20 protein-coding genes are annotated in these 23898 nt (G+C 46.2%); 10 read left to right on the top strand and 10 right to left on the bottom strand.

Going from position 1 to position 23898, the window contains the following annotated elements:
* Positions 1-54: 54 nt before the first annotated feature.
* The 4 genes from METPAY_RS03835 to METPAY_RS03850 are packed head-to-tail and all read right to left on the bottom strand — an operon-like array spanning position 55 to position 4559.
* Entirely contained in the window at positions 55-897 is an 843-nt protein-coding gene (locus tag METPAY_RS03835) for a DNA-3-methyladenine glycosylase family protein (protein ID WP_048149300.1), read from the bottom strand.
* On the bottom strand, positions 894-1763 hold the full coding sequence (gene thiL / locus METPAY_RS03840) for a thiamine-phosphate kinase (protein ID WP_048149302.1): 870 nt from the start codon (positions 1761-1763) through the stop codon (positions 894-896). Before thiL ends, METPAY_RS03835 begins: the two co-directional genes overlap by 4 nt.
* On the bottom strand, positions 1750-3702 hold the full coding sequence (locus METPAY_RS03845; RefSeq protein WP_048149304.1) for a DUF460 domain-containing protein: 1953 nt from the start codon (positions 3700-3702) through the stop codon (positions 1750-1752). Before METPAY_RS03845 ends, thiL begins: the two co-directional genes overlap by 14 nt.
* Positions 3699-4559, bottom strand: coding sequence for an RIO1 family regulatory kinase/ATPase domain-containing protein (locus tag METPAY_RS03850; protein ID WP_048149306.1), 861 nt, complete (start codon positions 4557-4559; stop codon positions 3699-3701). Before METPAY_RS03850 ends, METPAY_RS03845 begins: the two co-directional genes overlap by 4 nt.
* 63 nt (positions 4560-4622) lie before the next feature.
* Between METPAY_RS03850 and METPAY_RS03855 the strand changes: the two genes are divergently transcribed.
* The 3 genes from METPAY_RS03855 to METPAY_RS03865 are packed head-to-tail and all read left to right on the top strand — an operon-like array spanning position 4623 to position 7976.
* Positions 4623-5510 carry an ATP-binding protein gene (locus METPAY_RS03855; RefSeq protein WP_048149307.1) on the top strand — a complete coding sequence of 296 codons (888 nt, stop codon included), beginning with the start codon at positions 4623-4625 and terminating at the stop codon, positions 5508-5510.
* Positions 5480-7255, top strand: a complete 1776-nt coding sequence (locus METPAY_RS03860; protein ID WP_245611517.1) for a potassium channel family protein — start codon at positions 5480-5482, stop codon at positions 7253-7255. Before METPAY_RS03855 ends, METPAY_RS03860 begins: the two co-directional genes overlap by 31 nt.
* Positions 7230-7976 (top strand): NAD+ synthase, encoded by a 747-nt coding sequence (locus METPAY_RS03865; protein ID WP_052418645.1) that lies wholly within the window; start codon positions 7230-7232, stop codon positions 7974-7976. Before METPAY_RS03860 ends, METPAY_RS03865 begins: the two co-directional genes overlap by 26 nt.
* A gap of 423 nt (positions 7977-8399) precedes the next feature.
* On the opposite strand, the gene METPAY_RS03870 is transcribed toward METPAY_RS03865, so the two are convergent.
* Complete coding sequence (locus tag METPAY_RS03870) at positions 8400-9098, bottom strand: glucose-6-phosphate isomerase family protein (protein WP_048149311.1); 699 nt, start codon at positions 9096-9098, stop codon at positions 8400-8402.
* Positions 9091-10383 carry a COG1361 S-layer family protein gene (locus METPAY_RS03875; RefSeq protein WP_048149925.1) on the bottom strand — a complete coding sequence of 431 codons (1293 nt, stop codon included), beginning with the start codon at positions 10381-10383 and terminating at the stop codon, positions 9091-9093. Before METPAY_RS03875 ends, METPAY_RS03870 begins: the two co-directional genes overlap by 8 nt.
* 79 nt (positions 10384-10462) lie before the next feature.
* Between METPAY_RS03875 and METPAY_RS03880 the strand changes: the two genes are divergently transcribed.
* From METPAY_RS03880 to METPAY_RS03895, 4 genes are all read left to right on the top strand, one after another.
* The gene (locus METPAY_RS03880) at positions 10463-11254 is read left to right on the top strand and encodes a TrmB family transcriptional regulator (RefSeq protein WP_084600677.1); all 792 of its coding nucleotides are present in this window, start codon (positions 10463-10465) and stop codon (positions 11252-11254) included.
* 77 nt (positions 11255-11331) lie between these two features.
* A complete protein-coding gene (locus METPAY_RS03885; protein ID WP_048149313.1) occupies positions 11332-12291 on the top strand; it encodes a hypothetical protein in 960 nt (319 codons plus the stop codon).
* An 11-nt stretch (positions 12292-12302) separates the two neighbouring features.
* On the top strand, positions 12303-13631 hold the full coding sequence (locus METPAY_RS03890; protein WP_048149315.1) for an FAD-dependent oxidoreductase: 1329 nt from the start codon (positions 12303-12305) through the stop codon (positions 13629-13631).
* Between the two features lie 37 nt (positions 13632-13668).
* Positions 13669-15054, top strand: coding sequence for a sensor histidine kinase (locus METPAY_RS03895; RefSeq protein WP_211251515.1), 1386 nt, complete (start codon positions 13669-13671; stop codon positions 15052-15054).
* On the opposite strand, the gene METPAY_RS03900 is transcribed toward METPAY_RS03895, so the two are convergent.
* The gene (locus METPAY_RS03900) at positions 15051-15302 is read right to left on the bottom strand and encodes a hypothetical protein (RefSeq protein WP_048149319.1); all 252 of its coding nucleotides are present in this window, start codon (positions 15300-15302) and stop codon (positions 15051-15053) included. The genes METPAY_RS03895 and METPAY_RS03900 overlap by 4 nt on opposite strands.
* Before the next feature lie 88 nt (positions 15303-15390).
* Positions 15391-16446 (bottom strand): PAS domain-containing protein, encoded by a 1056-nt coding sequence (locus METPAY_RS03905; protein ID WP_048149321.1) that lies wholly within the window; start codon positions 16444-16446, stop codon positions 15391-15393.
* 587 nt (positions 16447-17033) lie between these two features.
* Between METPAY_RS03905 and METPAY_RS03910 the strand changes: the two genes are divergently transcribed.
* On the top strand, positions 17034-20246 hold the full coding sequence (locus tag METPAY_RS03910; RefSeq protein ID WP_048149324.1) for a tetratricopeptide repeat protein: 3213 nt from the start codon (positions 17034-17036) through the stop codon (positions 20244-20246).
* 12 nt (positions 20247-20258) lie between these two features.
* On the opposite strand, the gene METPAY_RS03915 is transcribed toward METPAY_RS03910, so the two are convergent.
* Together METPAY_RS03915 and METPAY_RS03920 are read right to left on the bottom strand one after the other, a co-directional pair.
* A complete protein-coding gene (locus tag METPAY_RS03915) occupies positions 20259-20813 on the bottom strand; it encodes a DUF7504 family protein (RefSeq protein WP_048149325.1) in 555 nt (184 codons plus the stop codon).
* A complete protein-coding gene (locus tag METPAY_RS03920) occupies positions 20813-21823 on the bottom strand; it encodes a response regulator (protein WP_048149327.1) in 1011 nt (336 codons plus the stop codon). The genes METPAY_RS03915 and METPAY_RS03920 overlap by 1 nt, the downstream gene beginning before the upstream one ends.
* Positions 21824-21947: 124 nt before the next feature.
* Between METPAY_RS03920 and METPAY_RS03925 the strand changes: the two genes are divergently transcribed.
* A complete protein-coding gene (locus METPAY_RS03925; RefSeq protein ID WP_048149329.1) occupies positions 21948-22853 on the top strand; it encodes an ADP-ribosylglycohydrolase family protein in 906 nt (301 codons plus the stop codon).
* 24 nt (positions 22854-22877) lie between these two features.
* Entirely contained in the window at positions 22878-23870 is a 993-nt protein-coding gene (argC, locus tag METPAY_RS03930; RefSeq protein WP_048149331.1) for an N-acetyl-gamma-glutamyl-phosphate reductase, read from the top strand.
* The last annotated feature ends 28 nt before the right edge of the window (positions 23871-23898 follow it).

Raw genomic sequence — 23898 nt, forward strand, 5'->3', positions numbered from 1 at the left:
AATACAGGCATTTATTCTGGTAATAAAACTATGGATGCGGGGTGAAAGTTCCGGTTACTGCCGGCCTGCAAAGAGATACTCCTGTGCATAGCCTGCATAATTTCCGAAATGCTCCCTGCCGAAATCCGCTATGCGATCATAATCCCTCTCCGAAAGAGGGCCTGCGGGATTACCGGTTCCGTAGAGATCATTCATGATCCTCCTGATCCAGACATCGACAGGGAATGACTCGTAAAACTGGAAACCGAAAAGTAGGATGCAGTCGGCAACCTTTCGCCCTACTCCCGGATACTTCATGATCTCCTTTCTTGCACCGGTATAATCGAGCGAGCGAATGCGATCAGCCCAATCCGGATCATCCGCGATCATTACAGATGTCCTGCATATATAGCCGGACCGATATCCTGTAGAGCATCCTTTGAGATCTGCGTCACAGCGGCGGGAGAGGTCATCCGCCCCCGGGAAGGCATATGCCTCCTGAACGCCCGGCACTATCTTTTTACCGTTCATCGCGGCCATATTACCAAGCATCCTCTTTATATTTGGAATTCCGGTGTTCTGTGCACAAAGATAAGACAAAAGGCATTCCCAGGGATCCTGCCTCATCACGCGAAGTCCGCGATACCATTCCACGGCCTCACCGATATACTCGTCAGTAGAGAACGATCCGATTGCACTTTCAAGATCAAAATCAAGATGAAACAGATATTCGAGATACTCTTCATCGCACCCGGAATATTCGATCTCACGCCCCGACTGCCTGATGCTTATCACACGTCCGGCCGACACACCGGTCCAGAGGTCCCCGTTCTTCTCCCACCTGAATACCTGGCCGCAGGAAAGTGTCACATCGAGATTGAAAGGCTGATCGGGTTCAAGATGATAAACGGATTTCAAACTTCATCCTCCGCATGTTCCCACCTGTGAAGATAACCGCGTCTTTCTACAACTTCACTATCGAAAAATACCCCGGGAGAGTCTATAACACGGCCTATACACACCCCCTCCACTTCAGGGATAGGCATCATACCGGGATCGCAGGTAAAAAGAAGGCCGAAGTCTCCGCCTCCATACAGGGCCTGCTCTAAGGTTACGCCCGGAGAGAGAGAAATACCTTCAGAGAATATCTCAAAACCCATTCCCGACGCGTCCGCAAGATCATAGAGCGATAATGCAAGGCCGTCGGAGACATCCATCATCGCCGATGCACCGGCCTTTGCAATCAGAAGTGCTTCGGATACGAAAGGATGCGGTTCGACAAGAGACAGCCAGTACCTGTTATCGCCTTCAAGCGCCGCCTGCGCTTCTCCCGGGTGCCCCAGGATGTATACTAAGTCCCCGGGCGAACACCCGCTGCGGATGATATAGCATTCCTTATCAGCAATGCCAAAACCTGTCGTGACTACGGTAAGCTCATTATGAGAATCGATATCCCCGCCGCGAATCTCCGTTCCGTAAAATTCACAGCATTCACGAGCTCCTTTCATGATCCCCTCAAGCCTTTCCTGTTTGTCAAGACCGACGGCGACAAGGATAAAAAGCGGAGCAGCACCCGATGAAGCGATATCTGATATTGTAACGGCGGCAGACATCCACCCGATCTGGCGATCGGTCATTCCCTTCGGGAAATCAGTGTTCTCGTGGAGCATATCTGTGCTCGCCACAATCATCCTCGACCCCAGCGGATACGACGCACAGTCATCGAGTACCTTGTCCCTGCCGACGATGCCTGCGATGGATCTTAAAAGCTCACGATCGTCCATGCCTTCTTGCCTCCAATTCTCTCTCTGACCTGTACTCGCTCACAATCGACTCGATCATCTCTGCGGACTTCTCCTTTTCAAATATCTCCTGGCCCTCCTTCCATTTTTCAAGCGCCTGGTCGAATTCTTTCCTGAATGCAAATCCGATGCTTCCTCTCGTAGCTACCGGAACATCAACTGAGCTGAGAAGGGGGATCTTTTCATGTCTCAGGGTATTTATCAGCCGCTGATCCTGATCAGGCGTTATGACTGCACAGACTCCTGCATCCCTCAGGAACGATATTACGGCATTGCCCCACCCCCCGGTCTTTTCGATATACAGGATATCTTCGGAACCGATACCGTATTCGTCGTCGACCGATCTTACGCACTCACGGGTCAGGTTCCGGACTACCTTTACGGGGATCTGCCGCTGATCGTTCTGGAGATCCGCATAGTTCTTCATGCGCTTTATCTGCCTTATGAATTTCTTCCGCCGTTTCTCTTCCTTCCGGAGTTTCGATTTCAGCGACTTTATCGTTGCATCACGCTTTTCTATCTCCGAATCACGTTTTATTCTCTCAAAGCGCCCTGACCTCTCGTCGCTGATAATCCTCCCGAGATGATCGATCTCCCTCTCCTTTTCGGCAAGTTCGTCCTGAAGATCAGACACATATTCCCTGAGATTCCTGACCATCCCTTCAAGCTGCGAGATTCTCGGGTCTTTTTTACTCTCTGGAGCGGTCGGCTCCTCCGTCTTCCGTTCCGCCACCGGCTCTTTCCGGGGATTGGAATCGGCGACGATCTGTTCGATGGAAAGGCCGCGGATGATCCCCGCCCTTGCTGTATCCAGATCGAATCCTGCAGGGATCCTCTTTTCGATATTTTTGAACTTGTTGTTGAAAGTCCGATATGCTTCGATTGCAGCTGCAAGAGAGTCTCTCTCGTGATCGTTCGCATATGAAAAACCGGAGCATATTGCAACCTTTTCCTCCTGTGTCCGGTCCTCAGGGGGATTATAGCCTGCTGCATGAAACGACCTTCTGATCTTATCAACAGACGAGGGCATATGGGCGACATCGGATGCAATCAGGACAGGTTTTCCCAATGCGGATATCTCCTCGATCCAGTCGTTGATCGACATCTGCCTCGAACTTTTAAGCTCGACAAGATTTCCGTCAAGATCAAGCGCCGCAATACCTACCGTTGTCCCGGGATCTACCCCGACTATGATATTTCTCTTCTTCGAATGCTGCGGCCTGAAATGTATCCGGTCGAGCCTTCTTGCACTGACGTTGACCTGAACATCCGCACGCGTCTCTTCGGATACGGGAATATGCTCCCGTGGGGCATGGACATGGAACTCCACTCTCCTGAGGCCGCCGTATCCTTTATGATCGATCCTTTCGTACCTGAGGATTGCCTCCTTAAGCGCATCCTCGACTTCGACCGCCTTCTGCTGGACGGAGCCGTGAATCTTTCTTATATACCGGTTCTGGCTCCAGCCTCCCTTACCTATCGACCTGTGCCGCGACACTATGATATCGGTGGTTCCCCCGAATGCTATTAACTCATAGCCGCCGCCGAGTTCCGCCACATGGGCGATGGTCCTCGCCTCGACAAAGGGATCGAATTTGTTGTTGAACTTCAGGTTGTATCGTGCGGCAACAACTGCAAGAGGTACCTGTTTTTCGCCACCGGTAACCTGCACAAGCCTTGTCTCGGGCGGAAGAATTCCGAGGACGGAATAGAGGTCATGATGATCCCTTGAGATCTCCTGGAGACTGTCGACAGCAAGGATGTCAGGTTTTTCGGATGCAATCCTGCGTAGAACCCTGAAGAGCGACATCTCCCCTTCTTCGGTGATCCCGTCGTTTTCCCTGACTACAACAGCAAAGACCGGCCTCTTCGTCCTTGAGCGGACAGAACCTTTGATCACGTCTATTCCGAAAACCTTCAACCGATCACCAGATTAATTACCTCGTCAGTCGTCTTCGTAAGCCCGTACTTCTTTGAAAAATAGTTGACAAGGTTGTTGATATCGCGCCTGAGTATCGTATCCGCATTGGGATGTGAAGGCTCTATCCACTGCGGCCAGTCGATGAGCCAGACCTTCTCGCCGTCGACCATGATATTGAATTCAGAGAGATCGCTGTGAATAAAACCGAGCTTGTAGGCCTTTGCAAGGTTCTCCACGACCTCGTCGAAGATCTCCTGCGGCTCTTCGAGGGTCACCTGGTTGAGGTTTAAGCCGGGAATGAACGACATGGCTATGACATTCCTGTTGATCGCGATCGGGACAGGGACAGAAACGCCCCCTTTCTGGAGTGTAGAGAGAGCCGTAAATTCCATCTTCGCAGACTCCATCGATGCAAAGAGCCAGGGGAAATGCTTCCACTCGGGAATATAGCTCCTGTTGAGCCTTACAGACTGGAAGGAGCGCTGTCCAACGCGGTGAATTTTTATTACGAGGACACCTAGACCGAGCGCTTCATATACCTCCGACTCTTTTCCGACGCCTATAAGCGAACCTAAGGCGTTCAGGGTGCCCTTCGTTACGAGAGACGATATTGCAAGAGCGTCATATCCCTTGAATACGAGCTGATAGCCGGTATAGGGTTTGGTGCTGCTCTTAACCATATCCATCTCCATCAGCCGGCCCAACCTGTATTTCATCTCGGATTCAGAGAGTTTCGTTGATTTCCTGAGCACATCCTCGGGGACCCACAGGTATTTCTTCATGAGCCACTCGAGGCTCTTTAAAATCCTGTATTCGTACCTGTGCAGTTCCTTTATTTCGTCGGCTGAGAGCGGCATATCTCTACACATTTTATTTGTAGAAGATGATAAAAACTGATTGCATTAATACAGGACAGGGATATGAAGTGTTCAAAGTGCGGCAGAGACGCCGTACTGTTCCAGGACTACTCGGGAATGCACCTCTGCGAGAGTCATTTTACAGCGGATTTTGAAGGCCGGGCAAAGAAGGCGATACGAAAATATCGCTGGATCTCCCAGGGAGACAGGATAGCCGTGGCGATGAGCGGAGGAAAGGACTCAAGCGCCCTCCTGCACTTCCTCACCAAAACATTCGGTGAAAGAAGAGACATCACCATATTCGCCATCTCGATCGATGAAGGGATACGCTGTTACAGGGATATGAAACCCGTCGAAAAGATCGCCGAAAGATACGGGGTTTCCTTCCATGCGGTCTCCTTCAAAGAGACATACGGGTTCACAATCGATGATATCGTAGAGAAGCAGGGCGACAGGATATCCTGCTCCCGGTGCGGGGTTTTAAGGAGGCATCTTCTCAACAAAACCGCAAGAGAGCTTGGAGCAACGAAGATCGCGCTCGGTTTCAACCTGGACGATGAGGCGCAGTCGGTCCTGATGAATGCACTCAGGGGCGATACCGAAACCCTCGTCCGCAGACAGGTGCCGAGAGAAGGATTCGTTCCGAGAATCAGGCCTTTCATCCATCTCCCGGAGAGAGAGGTCGCACTATATGCATTGCTCAACGTCGAAGGCTTTATCGAGGCGGGGTGCCCCTATTCCAAAAACGCCCTCCGTGCCGATGTCAGGGAGATCCTTAATATATACAACTACAGGCACCCGGCTGCAAAATATGCCCTCGTAAATCTCGGAGAAGAATTAAAAGGAAATGAGGGAGATAATAAGACAGAGCCATCGATCTGCCCGGAATGCGGGGAACCCGTGTTCGGGGAGTGCCAGGCATGCAGGATTGTCAGGGAGATGAAGAGATGAAAAGAAACCGGATTATCAGGCGTCTTAATCATTTCTTATTCCGTGACAGGCTCAATTTTTACATCGAACTGCTGATATTCCAGATTATCTTCTATTCGATTCTGCTTTATTATGCCATACCATATCTCGAGGGAACAAGACTGACCCTTCCGGAATCCGTTCTCTTCGTAATGCAGACGATGACGACGGTCGGCTATGACCTGCTCACGTTCTTCCCTACGGAAAATCCGCTGACAATTATAATTATTATAATAATTATGTCAACAGGCGTATTCACCGTTTTAATGATAATCCCTGCAGCAATGGCACCGTTCATCCAGGAGGTTTTCAGGCCGCAGCCTCCCGTAGCGGTTTCTGAAAAGATCAGCGGCCATGTCATAATCACCGGTTATGACGAACTCGTAAAATCATTGATCGAAAGCCTTCTTGTATCAAGCCTCAGGGTTGTTCTGGTCGAAGAGGATGAAAATAAGGCATTTGCCGCGATGAACGATTTTTCAAAATTTAAAAAGGAAATATATGTCATCAGCGGATCGTATGATGAAAACGAGACCTGGACCGGGGCGGATATCGCAACTGCAGCCAAAATAATCATCTGCGAACAGGAGTATATATCATCAAAGATTATCCTCGGGATCCGGGACAGGACCACCGCAGAGATCACTGCCGTCGTCGACAGGCTGTTATACGGAAGGTATCTCCTCTACGCGGGTGCAGATCACATAATATCACCGAAGGATGTAACCGGAAGAATTCTTGCAAGGCACGCATCGCTGACGCCGGAAGTAGACATCATATACGAAGCCACAAAGGGAAACAGGATACGACGAGCAGAAGTCAGTGAAAATTCCCTTAAATTCGTATATATCACCGTATCGGAAGGATGCGGGATCATCGGCAGGACCCTTGACGAACTGAACCTCTACGAGAATTACGGAGTCGAACCGATCTTCATAATGAAAAAAGGGCATTTCTACTTTGAAAAAGGCGAAAATGTCTCGATCGACCGTTCGACGACGATCTTTCTCTTAGGGCGAACGGATTCGATAACGAAGCTATTTGAAAATGAACTCAAATGTTCAATCAGAGAGGAAAAACTCGCTGTTATATCGGGTTACGGCGATCTCGGACGGGTCGTTGAGAGCGAACTTGAAAAGGCCGGTGTCCAGCCGCTTGTAATTGATCCCAATATTGACGAAATTACAGGAATTAAGGGAGATGCACAGGAGGAGTCGGTTCTAAAGGCCGCACATATAGACAAGGCGGAAGCATGCATAACGGCGGCGGACGACGACGATGTCAACATCTTCACGACGCTGATTGCAAGAAACCTGAACCCGGGGCTTCACATACTCTCAAGAGCGAACAAATCCTCATCCGTCGAAAAACTCTATCGTGCCGGGGCCGATTATGTCGCCCTTCTGCCAACATTGGGAGGGCAGATAATCGCTGCAACAGTTCTCCAGGACATCGTATCGATTCTCCTCGACCTTCCGAAGAACATGAAGGTCGTAATGAAGCATATAACCGAAGATATTTCGATGTCTGTTGGAGAATGCGAACGGATGACCGGTGCGAAGATTATCGGGATCGAAGGGCCGAACCATACTCTTATCAGACCACCTCCTGAGACAAATCTTGAAAACGGGGACTCTGTTATCGCATTCGGCGATTATAATGCACTGAAAAAACTCATAAAATTACTTTCGGGTGAAAAATATGGAAATATTATGCGAAGGCTGTGAATGCGAAAAGATAGAACAGATGATCAGGCATACCTTCTGGTCATCAGGAAGAAAGAGGATTTTCATCGGCCTTTCGGGAGGAATCGATTCTGCCCTTGCCGGGGTTCTTTCATCAAAGGCGATAGGAGGTGAGAACGTGTACGGGTATTTCCTTCCCTCTGATGTTACTCCTGAGAAAGATAAAGAAGATGTGGAGGATTTGTGCAATAAATTTGGAATAAACCTGGCAATAGTTCCTATCTCCTCCATACTCCACTCATTTGAAACAATCCCCGGGTATACCGAAACGAAATACCTGAAGGGAAATCTTATGGCTAGAATCAGGATGACGCTCCTTTATTATTATGCAAACCTGAACGACGGCCTGGTATGCGGAACTTCAAACAAGACCGAATATCTCCTCGGCTACTGCACGAAACACGGGGATGAAGCAGCCGATATCCAGCCTCTTCTTCACCTGTATAAAACGGATGTCCACAGACTGGCTAAAGAGGCCGGAATTCCTGAAACAATACTAAATAAGGAGCCGTCCGCAGGATTTTACACAGGACAGACAGACGAGGATGAGATCGGATTTTCATATGAAGAGATCGATGCAGCACTGAGATCTCTTGAGCAGAACGGCTGGAAGGCTTCGGGAAATACAGAGGAAGACATACTTGAAAAAGTTAAGAACACGGCACATAAGAGAAACAGGCCGCCGAATCTTTTGAAGTTTTAAAAATTTAATGAGTGACGAAGAGAAAGGTCCTCCTTATTCAAGGGAGGGCGACGAATCCCCCTCCCTATAACCCTCCCCCTCATCGTGATAAGTCGCAATATGGGATGGACAAGCATCCCCGATTGCTCCAGATGGAGCATTTCCATTTTGAACCATGACATAATTCAGTCATAGACTTATCTTTTTTCTACCCTGTTCTTCTCCCGGCCGCAGACCGACTATCGCCATAGCGCAAAGCCCTGAGGCCGGGGCGTGTCTACCGAAGGGCTGTCGCCCTTTCGAAACCCAAGGCGACCTTCAGCCCCCGTTTTATTCTATCAGAACCTTGTTCGCGAAGTGAACCTGGTGCAGGGGTTGTCACAAGAAGGATCTTCGCTATTACGGGATGAAAGAAAATTTAATTTAAAAATTATTCCAATTTTTTCAGGGAACTATATCAAAATCATCAAGCAGAGACGGTTTATTGAGGAATGCAAGTTTTTCATCGTCCCCGACGAGATCGTAGATCGATGTTTTCGCCGGAATTCCAATGCAATTCAGGTCTTTGGGTTTTACGGTCCGTATTTCATCGATATCACCGTAGGACGGATTCGCCCTCCAGCCTTCCTCCTCGAATTCATAATATGCTGCTCCACGTTTTTCCTCATAATGCCCGTAGATGCTTGAAAATGCATCGGATACGATATTCGACATCAACAGCTCTTCGGAGGACGGATTTATCGTAACATGACCATATTCCGGGGGAATCAGGACTACGTCACCAGCACCCGCCTCTACCACTACGATATCCGAGAGATCTTCCTTCTGCAAAAGATAATGAGCACTTCCGTGTATAACCTGATATAACTCCGGGTATCCTTTCCCGTCCGGTGCTTCAGGATGATAATGACCCTTTGTCTTGGCAAATTCTCCGGAAATGGTTCCCGGCGGAATCCTCGTTAAGTCAAACCTTAACAAATGCGCGGAAAGCCATTTTTTATCGCTATCGCTTTCTGATAGATCCCTGTACATAAAATAGAGATTATTGTTGGGATATGCGCCGGGAACAGCAAGAACGGGCTGCATATCATCTATTGTTCTTATGGCCGGTGCCGGAAGGTGGCCCTCCCAGAATTTATTCATTATTCTTCTTTTTTCTTGACCATACAAAATACCCTATGCCTACAATGATGAATACCACCAGTGTAAGGACAATCGGATTGGTAAGAATCTCCATACCGGATCTCTTCTCAATAACAACCTGGGCCTTCATCGAATCCGAGATCTGGCTGTTATCAAGCGCATCGCGGTACCTGATCTCCGTATCGATTGCATAGGTTTTCAGTGTAGCCTCGTCATCGACCGTGACTTCATATATTGCCGTTACAACCTCTCCGGGTGCAATATCGCCAAGATATGCCGTATCATCGTTGCTTGTAAACGGATCGACCGCACTTATACGTGCCTGTGCATTATAAACCGTGGTAGCTCCGGTATTTTCATACTGAATCGTAATCTTGCCCTTTTCCCCGGGAGAGAGAACAGAAGGCTCGGATACAACTTCAAAGTCTACCTTACCCCCTACATCGACACCAACCGTAACGGCATCGGAGGATACTGTTTCACCTTCATAGTCTGTATATTCAACAACCACCTGGACAGGATAATTCTTGGCTTCACCGTCATCAGATACGGATGCCTTAAAGACGACTGTTTTTTCTTCGCCAGGCTCGAAAACACTCTCATAAACACTTGCATCTGTCGGAATTACGGGTGAACCGTCAACAGTCTCAAGTTTTATAACTGCATTTTTACCGCTCTCCGATCCGACATTTTTCACATTCATTGTGATATAACCCTCTGTCCCTACGTTGAGAGAATCGGTTGTAACATTCGAAACCTCAAGAACAACCATCGGCTTTATAGTAATAGGAAGTTCCTGATCAAGTTCAACGGTTTTATAGTAATACCTGATACTGTCGGTCCCGAACTGCTCTGCATAATTCAGGTACTGGTAACTGATATCCGCGAGCAGATCATACTCGCCGGCCGGTGCATTTTTATCAATCTTAACAATAAAATTGACGGTTGTACTGGATCCTGCCGCAATATCTCCAATCATCTGCGGATCTGATTTTACAGTAACCGGAGCGTCGTTTTTCAGCAGATCAACAGTGACCATCTTCGCCATATCGGGATTGTCATCGCGATCTACAATATCCGAAGATGTTATCTTCATCTCTTTCAGTCCGGAATTCTGGATCACGATAGGAATCGTTACCTCATCTCCCGGTGAGAATTCGTTTGTGCCGGAGATCGCGACTGTAATTATCGGATCACCACTCAGGTATTTGGTTCCGGCAGATGCAGGAGCAGCAATAAATAATGCCGCAATAATCAAAACTAAAGCCATATATTTAATTTTCATGAGAAAACCTCCCATTAGATCTAACTGTTGTTATTTTCATGACAACATTAATTGCCTTTGAACATATATATATATTTCAATGAACCCAGGCAAAGAAAAATCAGGACAGTTGATAGAGGCCTTGAAATCACTGGGACTGACAAAATATGAGGCCCTGGTTTATATCGGCCTTCTTCAGTTCGAAGGTGCGAGTGCAACCGAGATACACGAGATCTCCGGAGTGCCAAGAGCATCGGTATATCCTGTCCTCGATAAACTCAGCCATAAAGGACTTGTAATAGTATCCAACAGCATACCAAAGAGATTTGAAGCAGTACCCCCGGAAGAGGGAATCATAAAACTGAAAGAAGATATTGAACTAAACGCCGAATACGCCAGTTCCGAACTTCAAAGGATCTATATAAGCAAGATGACTCCTGAAAAAGAGAGGCAGGAACTGATATGGACTCTGTCGGGCCACGAGAATATAATAAACAAGCTTAAATTATCAATAAGCGATGCAAAATCAAAAATACAAATAGTCGCAGACCGGGATTTTATCAAAAAACAGCTGGAAGAAACCCTGTTCGGGCTGGAACAGAAGATTCAGATCGAGATAATCACAGATCAATGGCCTGATGAGGTACCAAAAGGAACCATTGTCCGGATTATTGAGGATAAATTATGTGAATGCCTTGAGACCCAGTACGAGATGGCAGGGATATACATCATTGATTCCAGGAAAGTTATGGTTATAATGAGTTCGCCCGGAAACGATCCCTCGGCATTATTCTCTGAATCAAACGGATTTATATCATTCTTCACAAATTACTGGAAATTCGTTTCATATCACCTGGATAAAAAACGTCCTGTGAAATGTATACAGGGCTAAAAAATGAAATTCATACTGACCTGAAAACAAAGTCAATGGAAAACATAATTCGTTCTTATGAGTAATAGGATCATTGAATGATTCATAACAGGGCAGTAGAAATTGTTAGAAACATTCTTGAATCCGCATCATATGATGTGGAAGAGGGTGATGGACTGATTGATCTGAGCGCGTATTATGACGATGAATGCGTTGTTGTCCTGTGCTCGGATGATTCCGGGAAGATTGACGAATTCAATAAGAAAAATTTCACATTCAGGCTGGATGATGAAAAAGTTGCATGCCGCAAGCTCCTTTTCACGATGAACAGCCATGCCGGGGCAGATAATTGTATTGTCTGGGGGCATCAGGATCTTTCAAAATTCTCAGGACAGGCAGCAGTTGCGTACATCCTCGACCAGTCTCTTGCACTTGAGCTGAAGAAAGAAGAAAGATTCAACGGCGGACCCGAGCAGGTGACTTCCCGCCCCACGCTGGATGACTACGGTCCCGAGCTTCCCCTGATACCGTCTTCAATTACAGAAGAGCGGGCAAGGCAGATTGCAGGAATCAGCGGCGAAATCCGGAGAATATACATTCCGCATTACCTGTATAAATTTACAGGATCAGGAGAAAAACAGTTTAAGTCGCATATTATCGATTTTAAAGCAAAAGAATCCGGCCTGGTAAACGCGATAACCGGAACGGCTGCATCACTGGAAATTCCCGATCCGGGTGCTATTGAAATCAAAAACAGAAGCGTTCCGGTGGGCTCAAAGATCCTGAAACCTGAAAAAGACAAAATGGCCATGGAATATGAGATTATTCAGTCCATGAAGGAGAAACTGACAAGAAATGTCCGTGTCAGCAAGACTGAAGGCGATACAATATCTTATGAAGATATTGAAGTATCACCCGGTGAAGAAAATCTTGATATAAAGATGGAGCTTGTTTATCTTCCGGTAATCCAGATCAGGGGCAGTAAAGTGATAGAGATTGAAACATTCTCAGGAAGCATACTGAAAGAGCCCGTCGATGACGGCGTAGAACTACTCTGAACTGTTTTAAAATGATAACCGTAATAGGAGGAGGACCCGCCGGGAGGCTTGCATCGATGCACCTGGCCCTCGGGGGGAAAGAAGTAGTTCTTATCGATAAAAGGAAGGAGCTCGGGGGGCAGTGTCTCCATAAAGGATGCATGGTTATCTGTGCACTCAATGATATCGCACGATCCCTTGAAGACTGCAGGAATTTAAAGGAACTTGGCGTTTTCGATACCGTCCCCGCGACCGACTACTCCCTTGCGTTAAAAGGAATGAAGAAAACGCAGGAGAAAATTGCAAATGTCCTTGATAAAGAGACCCGCGATTGTGGTGTTGATGTAGTCACCGGCGAGGTTTCGGTTAACGGAAAGGAGTATACCCTCGACGGGGAGAAAACGAAGCCAGACAGCCTTATCATTGCGACAGGTTCAATCCCTGCAATCCCACGGGTTGAGGGAATAGGTCTTCCCGGGGTATACAATCCTCATACGATAACTGAACATGGCATTCTGCCCGAAAAGCTTGCAATTATTGGAGGAGGAGTTATCGCGGCAGAATACGGCTACATATTCTCCTCATTGGGTGTAGAGACAGAGATAATATCCAGGAGCTCGTTTTTGAGAGGAAAACCCGAACATCTTGTCAAAGCCGCAAAAAAGGAGCTTGAATCAGTAAATATCAGGGAAAACTCCGCCCTGCAACGAATTACAGGAGAGGACAACGTCACAGGGGCCGATATAATTCAGAAAGGGGCTGAACTGCATACCGAAGCGGATATGATCCTTATCGCAACAGGACTTTCACCGAACAGCGGAATGATCTCAGGCATCAAAAAAGGGAACATGGGTGAGATAACTGTCAATGAAAAAATGGAAACAGACATTCCGGGCGTGTATGCCGCAGGAGACGTGACAGGTCCACCCTTCCTGACTCCTGTTGCAAGGCTCGAAGGTATAATCGCCGCAGACAATATACTCGGCAAAAAGGTGCGGAGTATTCCCGAATGCATACCCCAGTCAATAAAACTCCGCTATGAACATTCATTCTTTGAAACGGATAACGAAGACAGAACCGAGATCAGCATTCCGGCACCTGCAGGTCCGGGTTCCTTCTGGTATGTGCACAAGGGTCATACAGGAAGAACGATGATATCAACAGAAGCAGGAAAGGATAATATCAACGGGATGTACCTCGGTTCCCCCGGGTCAGGGCCTGCCCTGGCGCAAATGGCTCACAACATCTCTAAATCCGCTGAAACCCCTGATTTTTCAGAATATCTCGAGGTCCATCCATCCACAGACGGAATACCATACCTCATAAAATATATGAATCAGATGAAGGAGAGTAGGCAATAACAAAGATCTTATTTAATATACAGAACTATTTCTTTAAGTGAGCACAATTTTTAATTGGGACACTGATAATAAGAGCACATTCAACCTGTATTTCTCACTAATTGTAGTATTAGTGCTTTTTCTTATAATGGAGATAACATACCAGATGCTCTTTGAAGAGACACTGATGGTTGTCTCCCATATATTTTATTTCCCGATTATTTTATGCTCATTCTTCCTTCAAAAACGCGGCGTAATAATATCCACGTTTATTGCAATGGTATACCTGATAATCATCAATTACCTGATTCCGGGTATGTCCGAGATCGTATCCTCAACGATGCAGTTCTATGTTTATATCAGCCTTTCAGTCACCGTATCCCTGATCTCGGAAAAAATCAGGCAGGACAGGAGAAAATTCAGCAGTATATTCAACTATTCCGAGAGCGGCATCGGACTTTACAATGCAAAGACAGGAGAACTGGTTGACAGAAACAAAAAGTTCCTGAAACTGATGGATAACTGGACCATTCTGGACAATCTGAAAAAAATAGAGGATGCATGTACAACAAAACATGAGGACGGATTTATTGAAAAAATAGATGAGGATTCTTCCGTACATGATTTTGAGATAGCATTTAACGGAGATGACGGCAGGGAATATCACGCAATCGTCAATGCATCAAAGATACCGGGTGATTTCGCTGTTCTGACAATAAGCGAAATAACGGAGATCAGATCCTACCAGAAAGAGATCGCTGCACTGAACAGGGATCTTTCAGATGCAAACGAAAAGGCGAATATGTACCTCGATATCCTCATTCATGATATAAACAATGCAAATGCCGCCTCGCTCGGGTATGGAGAACTGATAAAGGAAGGAATTCCAGAAGACGACGAGGTCTATTACGATAAGATGATGACAAGCATCAGGCACAGCAGCAGCATAATTAACAATGTTGCAAGGATACGGGATATTCACAGTAGCAGTTTCAAAGCTGTACCGACGGATCTCAATAAAGTAATCAAATCCGCAGTGTCCGAATTTACAGATCTAAATGTAGATTCCACAGTGCCTGAACTCAGGATAATGGGGGGGCCGCTCCTTACAGATGTATTTTCCATTATTCTCGAAAATTCATCGGTTTACGGAGGAGAAAATGTTCAAATATCCATCAGGGCGGATGAAGACAAAGAATTCGCATATATTTCTGTCGAGGATAACGGTCCGGGCATACCTGATTTGAAAAAGGAGAGGCTTTTCAAAAGATTCCAGCCGGGCGGAGACGGAAGAAGAGGCAGAGGTCTCGGACTTTCCGTGTGCTGGTACATCATGAACAAATATGGCGGAGACATCGGCGTATCGGACAGAATAGAAGGTAAACCGGAGTCAGGTACGGTTATCACGATTAAACTTAAAAAAGCAGATCAGAATGAAATTTAAACAATCATCTGTGCTTCAATCCAGGCGTGCACAAGATCTTTCAGTTCTCTCTCTGGGATCCCGGGTTTTCCATAATACCTCAGGTACAATTCAAGATCGTCAAGAGTAGGGTGAATCACTTTATTTAGGATCTCATCAGCTGTTGCTCCTTTCATATCTTTTGACCTGTATTCTATCAGCTCCGAGAGATGCCTGATCTCATCTATAGATTCAAGGATCTCGTTCAGGTTCCTGTTGTTGTCTTCCATAGATCATTTTCCGGTAGTTGCTTTCAGGATGAAAGCTTTTCTTTGTATTTATGACACAGACACCACGGGCAGGTGCACTATTAAACAATTATAATTTCTTTTCACAATACTTCCCGGACGTCTCTTTACTTAATGCATATGAGATCTGGCAGGAGATCAGCTCGAGCTCATCTCTCTCAATTTCCGGAACATCGGATTTTTTGGAGAATACCGCAATAAAACCTGCTACAATCCCCTTCCTGAAAAGGGGATATGACAAAAAAGAACCCGGACCGGATAAACCGGGCGCATCCTTAGTTTCACCACAGGCTTCATTCCCGGCATATGAATGAAATACAGGATTACCGTTGAGAATCTGATTATTAAAATCATTTCTCTCCCAAATCTCCTTAAAATCGCTTCCAAACCTCTCATCATTTCCGACACAGTAATGATTTGAAAACGTTTTTGCGTCATTATTAAGGAATATAGCAGCTGCATCAGCATTCAGAGCAGTTTTTGCCGTCTCTGTACCCAGAATAAGGATCTCGTCAGATGAAAATGCAGCTGACATTTTCCGTATCATTTCGGAATTTATCCTGAAAAGTTCTTCACTCTTTTTCCGGAAGGAGACATCGGTCATCACTAAAGACACCGAACGTTCTCCGTTCTCGAAGATACACGGGTACATCTCCACTTTAAGACAAATTTTTTCATCTCCACGCTTAATGGCAATATCCTCAGCCATATGTTTACCCCTCAGAGCCATATCCAGCGATTCGAAAGGGTGGTTTCCGTTGTCATCCGAAAGAAAAACATCATGGACCGGCAGACCGTAATAATCTTCAGCCGTCTCTCCGAAGAGTTTAAGAAATGCAGTATTGAACTGACGTATCTTCATCCTGTCATCAACGACCAGGATGACATCCGAAAGACAATTAATAAGCGAAGCTACAGGCACTCTTTGCGAGAGATAAAATACCTTGGCCTGTCCGAACGGAACCATTTCAACTCTTCCGGAAGCCATTAAGACATCAAGATGTCTTGCTATGGTCACCCGGTTCATACTTATTGCTTCCGAGATCTCCCTTAAGGACATTCCCTGAGGATTATTCTTCAGGATCTCCGTAATTTTTCTGGTGTCGACAAAAATACCCCCTTTCATCTCATTTCAGTTATGGTTCTTTATTTAGAAGTCACATATGATGTTGTCCTGACACCAAATATACTGCACCCATATCTGCCCGGCAAATTGGATTAATCAATTAGAAAACAGATATATAGAATATATTTGCCATCTGAATAATTATAAATAAAATACTGCAGCATAAGTATTTGTGCATGTGGATGGACGGTAAGGAGACATGGATTATACCATTACGGTAACGGTTATTTTTAGGTAGTTTATACACCCCTATGATCAATCCCCCAAAACCCCATCTTCATAAGGAACCTAAATCTCCCCAGATTGCCGTTCCGGAATTCCAAACCGCAGCATGAATTTACGCAGACCCCGCTAACTCCGACATATCTGCGTATTATCCATCCAACATTGCACAATTAAAGGTCTTTTCTCCTATAAATTTTGGTTTTGGCAGGAATGCTTTACCCATTGTTATATTAATATTAATTGACGATTGAGATCTAATTTAAATGATAAAGAAACGATAAATAAAACAGCACCAATATTATGATAACCGGATGACACATATAATATTTAATTTATAATGCAGCAGGAGTTTTCAAAAGAGCATGGCATTCTTGGATAAATTAAAAGGACAAAGTGATAATCCGAATCCTTGGATCGACAAGGCGACAACCCATTTCGAACAGGGAAAATATCACGAGGCAGTAAAAGAATTTGAAAAGGCAATAGAGATAGATCCCGAGAACAGCGGGATCTGCTATCTTATGGGAAGGTCACTGATGTATCTTTCAAAATATCAGGATGCTGAAAGATACCTCAAACGTGCAGTGGCAGCTTCCCCGGAAAACATTCTTGCCTGGCAGGCACTCGGAAATTCTCTCTATGAATCCGGAGATTACCAGGGAGCTCTTCAATGCTTCGATGCAATACTGAAAGCAGATCCTTCAATAAAAGATATTTTAAATAAAAAAGTGGATCTGCTCGAGCTCCAGGGAGATTACGAACAGGCTGCGGAAACATGCCTTAAACTGCTGGAAATTGAGCCTGCAAATATCCGCATAAAGGAAAGATTCGGCATATTATGTATGAGAAGCTCGGACTGGGGGAGAGCACTCGACGCATTTTCAGCAGTCATAAGCACCGACCAGGCAAATACACGCTCAATGGTATATACGGGCGAGATCCTTGAGATCATCGGAAAAAATGACGAAGCCCTTGAAATATACGAAACTGCGTTGAAGCAGGACCCCTCCTGCATCCCTGCACTATATAACAGAGCGTATCTCCTGGAAAAACTTGGCAGATACTCAGAAGCAGCCGAAGCCTTCAGGGAGATAAACACAAACAATCCGAACGATCTAATCGCTGCTTTCAGGAGGGCGACAGATCTTTTCTGGACAGGTGCATATGGTGAATGTGCCCATACAATTGAGATGATACTCAAAAAGACACCTGATGACATAAAGGCATGGCAGATGATGGGCGTCGCACTGGAACTCCTCGGCGAGTATGAACGGGCTGTAGCGTGCTACGACAATGTCCTGAAGGCAGCTCCCGCACATTCCGAGACATGGTATCACAGGGGGATCTGCCTCTCCGGCCTCGGCAGGTATACAGAAGCGTTAAACTGTTATGAACATGTAACTGAACAGACAGGCGGAACGGGAGTCAGCTGGATAAACAACAATGTAGACCTCAGTCTTTTTGACAAAGATACAGCGGAAACACAAAAAGGAACAAAAACCAGCATAAAGAAAACAAATCTCCTCCAGATGAAAGGTGATGCATATATGCATCTTGGACGGTTCCATGATGCATACGAATGCTATTCAAAGATTCTCGAAACGCATCCTGAGAATATTGCCGTATGGAGGAATATCTCGGAATGCCTGATTCGCACAGGTGAGAGCCATAGAGTGGCAGAGGCGCTCAGAAAGGTTCTTGAAGCCTTTCCGAACGACCAGGGAGCTCTTGAAAAGAAAGGAATTGCCCACCTGAATACAGGGGAATATGAAAAGGCGCTCGAATGCTTTGATGCAATACTGAACGAGGATGAGACCAATATATTGGTCTGGGAGATGAGAGCTGACCTCCTCGCAGGCATGGGAATGGCGGAAGAGGCGCTGCAAAGCCTCGATCAGATCCTTGCGATATCCCCGGGCGACCAGAAATCCCTTTTGAAGAAAGCAGAGATTCTTTATGCAATGTCTCTTCCTGAAGAAGCAGCAGCATGCCTGGAACCTATTATCAGTTCAGGAAAGATCAATCTGGTTGCCTGGAAATGCTACATATCTATCCTTGAGACGACCGGAAGGCTTGAAGAGGCATTATCTGCAATTGGCGAGCTTGAATCAGAAGGACTTGAAGAAGTTGGCCTGAAGACCCAGAAAGCAAGAATCCTCGCGAATATGGGTGATATAGAAGGGTCTGCCCGTGAATATGAGGAAATAGTCGGGACGCACCCGGAACAGTCAGGCCTTGCCCTCATCCTTGGCCACGAGTTGGAGATTTTGGGGAGACATGAGGAGGCGGCGGCGGCCTTCGAGCACTTTGTAAGAGCCAACAGGGAAGATGCAGGAGGATGGAGAGAATTCGGCAGATCGCTTGGAAAGATCGGAGAATATGTAAAAGCTGCCAAATCATTTGAAAAGGCTGCAGCATTCCGGCCCGAGGACAAGGGAATCCTTTTTGATCAGGCGATGCTTCTCCTTGAGATCGGTGAATATAAACAATCTGCCGACATATTCGATGCCCTCAGGGGAAGTGACCCTGATAATCCCGCTGTACGACGCGGAAGGGCCTTTGCACTGGCAGGGGCAAAGAAATACTCCGCAGCAAAAGAGGCATTTGAAGAATACTTCGAGAAAGCCAAAGAAAGCAGCGATAACGAAGCCAGAAAGGCCCTGGCTGAAGTATGTGAAAAAACAGGCGACTTCGACCTGGCCGCAGGAAATTATGCTGCCGTGCTTGAGGAGAACAAAGAGGATATTGACACGTGGCTCAGACTTACGAATCTCCTCAGGTATATGAGCAGGTACGAAGACGTAATCGAGGCCACTGACAATATCGCCGAATTCGAACCTGAAAACATACCTGCACTTAAGATAAGAGGAGATGTCCTCTACAGGCTTGGGAGATACGAACAGGCATCAGAGACATTCCAAAAAGTTCTCGAACTTGATGATTCGAACAGATTATGCAGGATGATGTTTGCCGAATCGCTTATCGAATCGGGCAGATACAAGGAGGGCCTCCAGCAGTTCGGAATAGCTCTTGAAGGATCTGAAACAGACCCTGAAAGCTATTACCAGTGTGCAGTCGCCCAGGTTCACATGGGCGGATACGAGAAAGCGATAAAATTCGCAAACCGCGTTCTTGAAAAAGTACCGAATCTCATCGGGGCTATACTTCTCAAGGCCCACGCCAGCGAAAGGTTGGGTCAATTTGAAGAGGCTCTGGATCTTTACGAAGAAGCTCTCAGGATAGACAGCAAAAACCACGGCCTTTGGAGTGCCAGGGGCATGCTCCTGATAAGCCTGGGCAAATATAACGACGCGGGAAAATCATTTGAAAAAGCTCTCGAATACGGCTCCGAAGATCCAAGTGCATGGTACGGAAAGGCTGTCGCCCTTGAACAGCTCGGCAAACATGATGCCGCAATAGAGGCTCTGAATAAAGTGCTCGAGATAAAACCGGACGATTCCGCAGCAGCATATAAGAAAGGCATCTGCCTTACCAACCTTGGTAAATATGCCGAAGCTTCGGAATGTTTCGAAGTAGCATTCAGGAAAGAGAGAAAACAGAAATTTGAAGACTGATCCACACCTTTTTTAAAGTTTAATAAATTCATCAGACAGGCTTTTCAGCTGATTTGTAAGCAAAGGATCTATACTGCCGCTTATACAGATGTATACACCAAGATAATGAAGAAGTCTCAGTTTATTGGACAGAAAATGAATGAATTTTATCAGTGTCTGTGAAGGGGTGTAGATTAACATTGTATTTATCGAATCGATAATTACGCATACCTTCTGACCGCCCAGCCTGGCAAAAGATTTATTCAGTTCAATCCCGATATCCGTAAGACTCCCAGGCTGGTTTATGAAATACATGCTCTCGTCCTTATCTTCAGGAAGTCCGCCGAGAGCATATTTGGTGATCGAGTCGATAAAAAAGACCTTCTCAACATCAATTCCAGATTTTATATATGATTTCTTCAGAATAGTCGAAGGGTTGTTTATGGTAATTATGACTACATTATATTCTTTCTCTGTTAGTTTCCTGACAAGATCCGGAGTACAGTCCTGGAACACCTCGGCCGAAGTCTCGGCAAGCACGACTAATCCGGCGTCTCCGCCGGCCAGGATCTCATCTATAGAAGCCATTATATTTTAAATAAAAAGTCCAGGTTATCCTCTGATATCTTTCCGTCATCACCGGCAACGGCCTTATTCAGTTCGTTGACGTTGCATACGATCTGTCTTATATTTTTTATAAGGACAAGCAGCCTGAGTTTCATCGTTTCAGGATCGGTACCGCTCACAACATCATTTACAAGAGCTTCAAGAGACTGTCCGACAAGGGAGACAGGTTCTTTTATCCTCCGTGAGGTCTCAAGAATGAATTCCAGGAATTCCTCTTCGGACTTTATTACATCCGTTATATCTATGAACGATACAAATACAAGTTTTTTCTTTACGAGATCGTCCGGTGGAAGAGTCGTAACTGAAACAGACAGATCCATATCCGTCCCGTCTTTCCTTTTTACGCGTACCCGCCCGATATAATAATCCTTTTCGGCAACCGTATCAAGGATCTTCTTTTTCAAAGCCTTGTTATCGCCTCCGGCCAGAAAGTCCATTATTGACATGGATGACAGATCATCTCGCGAATATCCGAGCATCCTCAGTGCGGATTCATTTGCATATGTAATTTTCCCGGTTTCGTATTCTATGATTGAAACCCCGTTTATCGAATGCTCTATTGCATATTCCTTTGTCCTAAGCTCCATCTCGGCCTTCCGCCTGTAAACAGAAATCCTGACCTGATGAGAAAGTTCTGCATAGTTGGCTGCGGGGTTCTGGCCTTTCTGGACAACCCCGTCCGCACCACTCCTGAAGGCTTCAATAATTATCTCTTCCCGGGCCTTTCCTGAAAACAGGACGAAAGGAATCAAAGAGTTTCCATCCCTGATGACCCTCAAGAATTCGAGACCATCCATCTCAGGCATCTCGTAATCAGAGATAATTGCATCAAACTCTTCTTCTTCCAAAAGTTTCAGTGCTTCTTTTGCAGAAGTCGATGTCCTGATATCATAATCACCGAATTTTGCCAGATAGATCTCTGCGATGGATAGAATTTCAGGCTCCTCGTCCACCAGTAAAATCTTAATCATACCTAAACCACTATTCTGAATAAAATGACTAACTAATTGATTAGGCTGCCAATTTATTAATTTTGTTAAAGGAAGCGGGTTTTATCAAAGCTTTAAATACCTGGCGTCCGCCATATTGTAACTGATGCATAATATATACAGGGGAGTTTTTCTGGGCGCTGCAATAGGGGATGCACTTGGAATGCCTTATGAAACATCCCCTCCTTCATTCAGGGTCCTAAAGAGGGAGTTTGCCAGGCCCAACAAGATGCACCCGAACTCGGGACTGAAATCCGGATGTTATACCGACGATACCCAGATCGCTCTTTTAGCCTCAGAACTGCTTGTAAGCGGGAATTTTACCCCTGAAAATTATGCCATGAAACTGAAAGAGATGTATATCAATAAGAAGCTGAGGTTTCCGGATGCGACCATAATCTCTGCATGCAGGCACATGATGAAGGGGGATGAAAAAGACGCGGGCTGCAATTCGATGACATCGGGGTGTGTACCGCTTGCAGTTCCTTTCGCCCTTGCCTATAGCGATTATGAAAAGATGAAAGAAGAGCTGTCCATGGCCTGTTCCGTTACACATACGAACAGGGGCGCAATTGCAGGAGCATTCTGGCTTGCAACTCTCATTCGTTCAATCATCGACAGCGAGAGCAATCCATTAAAAAAGGCCCACAAAGCCGCATTTTTAGAGGATGAAACTCTCGGGATGAAGATCAGCGATGCAGTCAGGTATGCGAAAGAAGAGATGCCGATAGAAGCGGCAATTGTCAGGATTGGAAACGACGTCTCCGTATACCAGACGATCCCGATGGCCGTTTATTTTATACTGAAATATGGAGAGGGAGATGATCTTCTGTATTATGCAGCCCAGGCAGGCGGCAATACCGACACTCTCGGTTTCATCTGCGGTGCATGGCTCGGGGCGGAGTTCGGCGTTTCAGGCCTGTCCGAAGATCTCATGCTGACCCTTGAAAACAGGGAGGCGATTGAGACTATGGCCAACAGGCTATACCAGAGATTCGGCAAGAAGGATTAATGCGGGAGCGGCAAATATCTTTTTATGGATATTGCAATAATCGGAGCATCCGGTTATACCGGAGGAGACCTGATCAGGCTCCTTTTAACCCACAGCGATGCCGATGTTGTGGCAGCCACCTCCAGAAAGGAAGACGGACAGCCGATCTGGAAGACGCATCCCAACCTCAAGGGGTTATGTGAACTCAAATTTTCCAATCAGGGGATTGGGGATATTGACGCAGACTTCGTGTTCCTTGCGGTGCCTCACACGGTTGCAATGAATTATGGCGGGGAACTGAAAGAGAAGGGAATTAAAACCGTTGATCTCAGTGCCGACTACAGGCTAAGCAAAGAGATTTACGAAAATACCTATGGAGTGGAGCATAAGGCATATTTCGAGGCTCCATACGGTCTGCCGGAGATCCACAGGGAGGAGATCAGAAAAGCCGGATTTGTGGCAAATCCCGGATGCTTCCCGACAGGAGCGACACTTGCGGCTGCACCTCTTGCAGAAAAGGCTAACACGATAATATTCGACTCAAAGACAGGAGTGTCAGGCGCGGGCGCCAATCCGTCTGCAACCAACCAGTATTCGAATGTGGCGGACAGCCTTAAGGCATACAAGTGGACAGGGCACAGGCATCTTGCAGAGATGAAGCAGGAGATCAAAGGACTCGGATCAAAGGCCGTATGTCATTTTACGCCCCACCTTCTTCCTGTAAACAGGGGAATCCTCACAACCGCGCACATCCTCCTTGATGAACCGATGACAACGGAAGAGGTCTCAGAAACCTACGAAAAATTCTATGAAAAGGAGTTTTTCGTAAGAATGCAGGACCCGGTACTCGCTTCAGTCCGGGGCAGCAACTTCTGCGATATAGCTGTGGAGGCAGAAAAAGAGAGTACAAGAGTTGTTGCCGTTTCTGCTATCGACAACCTGGTTAAAGGCGCAAGCGGGCAGGCAATACAGAACATGAATATAATGTGCGGGTACAAAGAGACGGACGGGCTCCTTTCAGCTCCGATCTTCCCTTAATTATAATTACAAAAACGACAAAAGAGAC

Origin of the sequence: Methanolacinia paynteri (genome assembly GCF_000784355.1) — an archaeon.
GTDB lineage: Archaea > Halobacteriota > Methanomicrobia > Methanomicrobiales > Methanomicrobiaceae > Methanolacinia > Methanolacinia paynteri.